6 protein-coding genes are annotated in these 4,418 nt (G+C 76.2%); 4 read left to right on the top strand and 2 right to left on the bottom strand.

Annotated features, from left to right (window positions below; translation table 11 throughout):
• From AE652_RS36130 to AE652_RS36120, 3 genes are all read left to right on the top strand, one after another.
• Positions 1–185: hypothetical protein (locus AE652_RS36130; RefSeq protein ID WP_049659245.1), on the top strand; the 185-nt coding region annotated here is incomplete at its 5' end.
• A gap of 158 nt (positions 186–343) precedes the next feature.
• On the top strand, positions 344–1,063 hold the full coding sequence (locus AE652_RS36125) for a response regulator transcription factor (protein ID WP_049659244.1): 720 nt from the start codon (positions 344–346) through the stop codon (positions 1,061–1,063).
• A 150-nt stretch (positions 1,064–1,213) separates the two neighbouring features.
• Positions 1,214–1,678, top strand: a complete 465-nt coding sequence (locus AE652_RS36120) for a pyridoxamine 5'-phosphate oxidase family protein (RefSeq protein ID WP_082346202.1) — start codon at positions 1,214–1,216, stop codon at positions 1,676–1,678.
• A 6-nt stretch (positions 1,679–1,684) separates the two neighbouring features.
• Here the strand turns inward: AE652_RS36120 and AE652_RS36115 are convergent, their stop codons facing one another.
• Together AE652_RS36115 and AE652_RS36110 are read right to left on the bottom strand one after the other, a co-directional pair.
• The gene (locus AE652_RS36115; protein ID WP_049659243.1) at positions 1,685–2,266 is read right to left on the bottom strand and encodes a TetR/AcrR family transcriptional regulator; all 582 of its coding nucleotides are present in this window, start codon (positions 2,264–2,266) and stop codon (positions 1,685–1,687) included.
• A complete protein-coding gene (locus tag AE652_RS36110; RefSeq protein ID WP_049659242.1) occupies positions 2,263–3,408 on the bottom strand; it encodes a saccharopine dehydrogenase in 1,146 nt (381 codons plus the stop codon). Before AE652_RS36110 ends, AE652_RS36115 begins: the two co-directional genes overlap by 4 nt.
• 39 nt (positions 3,409–3,447) lie before the next feature.
• Between AE652_RS36110 and AE652_RS36105 the strand changes: the two genes are divergently transcribed.
• A complete protein-coding gene (locus AE652_RS36105) occupies positions 3,448–4,287 on the top strand; it encodes an alpha/beta fold hydrolase (protein ID WP_049659241.1) in 840 nt (279 codons plus the stop codon).
• Positions 4,288–4,418 lie beyond the last annotated feature (131 nt).

The following is a 4,418-nucleotide window of genomic DNA, read 5'->3' as shown; positions in this document are numbered from 1 at the left end:
CGCTGGCCCTGGCGGGCTGGCTGGTGGTCGGTGCGGCCGTCGCCCTGCTCGGAGCGGCGGCCATCCTGCTGTCCGGCGGCGGCGAGGTCGTGCCCCGGGTGGTGCTCGCGGCGGTCAGCGGCGCGGGCGTCGCGCTCGCCTTCCTGCTGATGGGGCTGGGGAACGTCCGGCGGCAGGGGCGCTGAGGGCGCCCGGACCGGCCCGGTCGGGGTCGGGGCCCGTACGGGTCCTGCGGCCCGGTCCGAATGGGGCCGTTGGGCCCTGGGCCCGCGGCCGGTCGCGGGGGGATGATGCCCTGGGCCCCGCTGGGAGTGTGCGGGGGTGACGAAGGTGGAGCCGCGTGATGGCGACCAAGACGGAGGGTGCCGGGGCCTCGGCACCGGTCCGGGTGTTCCTGCTGGACGACCACGAGGTGGTGCGCCGCGGGGTGCACGACCTGCTGGACGGCGAGCCGGACCTGGAGGTGGTCGGCGAGGCGGCGACGGCCGAGCAGGCGCTCGTCCGGGTGCCGGCCCTGCGGCCCGACGTGGCCGTGCTGGACGTCCGGCTGGGCGACGGCGACGGCGTCTCGGTCTGCCGTGAGCTGCGCTCGCGGATGCCCGGGCTGGCCTGCCTGATGCTGACCTCCTTCGACGACGAGGAGGCGCTGCTGGACGCCGTGATGGCGGGCGCCGCCGGGTACGTGCTCAAGCAGATCAGCGGGACCGACCTGGTCGCCGCCGTCCGCACCGTCGCCTCCGGGCGCTCGATGCTGGACCCCGGCGCCGCGACCCGCCTGCTGAACCGCCTGCGCAGCGACGCCGAGCCCGCCCAGCCGGTCACCACCGGACCGGGCCTGACCGTGCGCGAGCAGGAGGTCCTCGAACTCATCGGCGAGGGCCTGACCAACCGGCAGATCGGCGAGCGGCTCTACCTCGCCGAGAAGACCGTCAAGAACCACGTCTCGCGGCTGCTCGCCAAGCTCGGCGTCGAGCGCCGGGTGCAGGCGGCCCTGATCGCCACCGAGCTGCGCCAGGCCTCCGCCGCCCCGCAGCCCTCCGTGCTGCGCTCCGGCCGGTACTGATCCCGGGCCCTGCCCGGCGGGTCCTTCGCGGCCTGCCGGGCAGGGCCGTGGGGCCCGGGGCCGACGGCCCGCCGGGCGGGGCCCTCGCCGGGCCCCGCCGGGACCATCGGCCCTCGCGGCCCGGCCCGGGCCCGGGCGAGCATCGCTCGCATGAACCGCGACCACGTCCCGTCTCCTCGGCCCGTCCCGTCCCCCCGGCCTGTTCCGTCCCCTCGGCCCGTCCCGCACGACCGCCCCGTCCCGGCCGACCGTCCCGACCTTCCGGAACTGCGCGAACTCGACCGGAAGCGGTCGCTGGAGCTGCTGGCCCGGGCCGACGTCGGCAGGGTGGTCTACACGGTGGACGCCCTCCCGGCCGTCTTGCCGGTGCCGTTCCGGCTGGCCCCCGGCGGAGTGCTGCTCTCGGCCCCGGCCGGCTCCGAACTGGCCCGGGCGGTGGACGGCGCCGTGATCGCCTTCGAGGCCGACGAGGTGGACGGCCGGGACGGCTCCGGCTGGTTCGTCACCGTCCTCGGCCGCGCCCAGGTCCGCCCGGCCACCAGGGCGGCCGACCCGGGCGGCACGGTCCGCATCCGCATCCGCCCGGAACTCGTCATCGGCCGCCGCCTGGCCTGAAAGGGCCTACGGGCCCAGCAACGCCCCGGCGGTGCGCAGGAGTTCGGCGTCCGCCGCCGCGTCCGCGGTGCCGGCCAGGCCGGAGCGGAAGAGCGAGGCGCCCTCGATCAGCATCACGAACACCCGGGCGCGGGAGCGCCGTTCCTCCTCCGTCAGGGCCGGGCGGCGTTCGGCGAGGAAGCAGGCGACCAGCTCCTGGTAGCGGTCGTAGAAGGCCCGGACGGCGGCGGCCACCGAGGGGTCGCGGGCGGCCAGCGCCCACAGTTCGGCGAACAGGCGGACCAGGCGCATGTCCTGCTGCTCGGCGAGCAGTTCGCGGAGCAGGGCGTCCTCGTCGCGGCCCGGGTCGAGCAGCGGCGCGAGCCGTTCCACCGAGCGGGCGAGGACGCGCTCCAGTACGGCGGCCACCAGCTCGGCGTGGGTCGGGAAGTAGTGCTGGAGGTGCCCGAGACGGACGCCCGCGGCGGCGGCCACCGCCCGCATGGACAGCTCGCCGCTGCCCGTCGTGACCAGCAACTCCTCCGCGGTGTCCAGCAGTTGCTCCCGCTTCTGGGCACCCTTGCCGCTCAGGCCCCGGACGCTGCTCATGCCGCCGCCTCCGTGCCGCGCGCTCCGTCCGCCGCGGTGACCGTGACGGTGACGCCGAGGGCCGCCAGGTCCTCCAGCACCCGCCCGGGGCGCGGGGTCTGCTCCGGGAAGGCCACCCCGGCGGGCGGCGGGGCGCCGTCCGTGCCGAGCGCCCGGCGCAGCGCCAGCAGGGCGCCGACGGCGGTGAGTCTGGCCTGGCCGGCCCGGTCCTCGACGGTGGCGGTGAGGGTGCGTCCGCCGGAGGTGACGTCGGTGCGCAGCAGGGCGGTGCCGCCCTCGCCGGGGGAGTAGAGCAGCGCGCGGCGGGCCGGCTCCCACCGGTCGCCGCGGCCCCAGCGGAAGAAGCCGGCGTGCCGGGCCGCGAGCAGGGCGGTGGTGGAGGAGCGCGAGCTGAAGCCGATCCGGGTGGCGGCGGTGGTGGTGCCCAGGGTGAGCGGGAGGGTGAACTGCTCGGGGGTGTCGATCCCGGCGACCAGCGTCGGGGCGTCGCCGATCCGGACGGTCCGCGGGCGGCTGAGCGGGACGACGGAGCGGCGTCGGCCGTCCTGCACCACCTCGTAGTCGAGCCCCAGGCGGTCCATGAACTCGACCGAGTCGGCGCCGGCCCGGTCCGCGAGGTCCCAGCGGATGGCGGTCTCGATCCGCTCGGCCCCGCCGAGCCGGTCCGCCAGGGCGGCGGCGACCAGGCTGGTCACCCCGCCCATCCAGGCCGAGGAGAGCAGCACCGGGGCGGTCGGGCGCAGCAGGGCGGCGAGCGTGGCGGCCCGCTGGAGCCGGGCGGTCCAGCGGGTGACGTCCACGTACGGGACGCCCGCGCGGACGGCGGCCCGCAGCACCCGGTCGTCCGGGTCGTTGACCACCCCGACCACCGCCCGTACGGCGGCGGTGAACGGCTCGGGGTCGGCGAGGTCCCAGCGGCGGGCGGTGGCGTCGTCCAGTTCGGCGGCGAGGGCGCCGCCGCGCTGCTCGGAGCGGCCGGTGAGCAGCAGCGGCCAGGAGGGGGAGGCGAGCCGGGCGAGTTCGGTGCCGACGGTGCCGTAGCCGCCGACCAGCAGGACGGGGCCGTCGGGGTTGTGACGGAGGCGGTCGGAGGGGAAGGTGGGGTGCACGGGGATGCCGCCGGAAACGGGTTCGGTGCTCATGGGAGACAAATATAGGTCACACGACCTAAAATTGTCGTCATGACTGAATCCACTGTTACCGGTTCCACCGATGACCTGTGCTTCTTCGACAGCGGCCACGGCCGCCTCGCCTACCTCGACGCCGGTACGGGCGAGCCGCTGGTGCTGCTGCACGGCGGCCTGCTGGACCACCGGAGCTGGGCGGACCAGCTCCCCGCCCTGCTGCCCGCGTACCGGGTGATCGCGTTGGACACCCGCGGCCACGGCGCCTCCGACAACGCGAGCCGGCCGTTCCGGCCCGCCGACGACCTGGCGGCCCTGCTGCGCCACCTCGGCCTCGGCCCGCTGACGGTGATCGGGCTGTCCATGGGCGGGACGATCGCCCTCGACCTGGCGCTCGAACACCCGGAGCTGGTCCGCGCGTTGGTGATCAGCGGCAACGGCACCAGCGAGTCCGAGTTCACCGACCCGTGGCTCGGCGAACTCGCCGCCGACCAGACCGCGGCCCTCGCCGAGGGCGACGGCGAGGGCTGGATCGACTCCTTCACCCGGCTCGCCTCCGGGCCGCACCGCCGCCTGGACGAGGTCGACCCGGAGGTGGTGCGCCGGCTCAAGGAGATGACCCGGAACACCATTTCCAAGCACACCCCCGACGACCCCCAGTACCTGGTGCCGGTCACCGACACCTGGAAGCGGCTGACCGGGATCACCGTCCCGCTGCTGGCGATCAACGGCGGCATCGACTCGGCGGACCACGTCAACCTGGCCGAACGGGTCGTCCGCACCGTCGTCGACGGCCGCGCGGTGACCGTCGAGGGCACCGGGCACTACCCGAACATGGAGCGGCCGGCGGAGTTCAACGCCCACCTGCTCGCCTTCCTGGGCGCCCTGCGGGGCTGACCGCCCCGCGGCCGCCGCTGGCTCGGCCGCCGCGCGGCGAGGGAGGCCGCGCGGTCCGAGCAGGCCTCAGGACCCGACCGGGGCCTCCCATGCCAGCCGGGTGCCGCCGCCCTCGGCCGGGTCGACGGTGA

The sequence above is a fragment of the Kitasatospora sp. MY 5-36 genome (assembly GCF_001182915.1).
Taxonomy (GTDB): Bacteria; Actinomycetota; Actinomycetes; order Streptomycetales; family Streptomycetaceae; genus Kitasatospora.
This window is presented reverse-complemented; position numbering and strand designations above follow the sequence as displayed.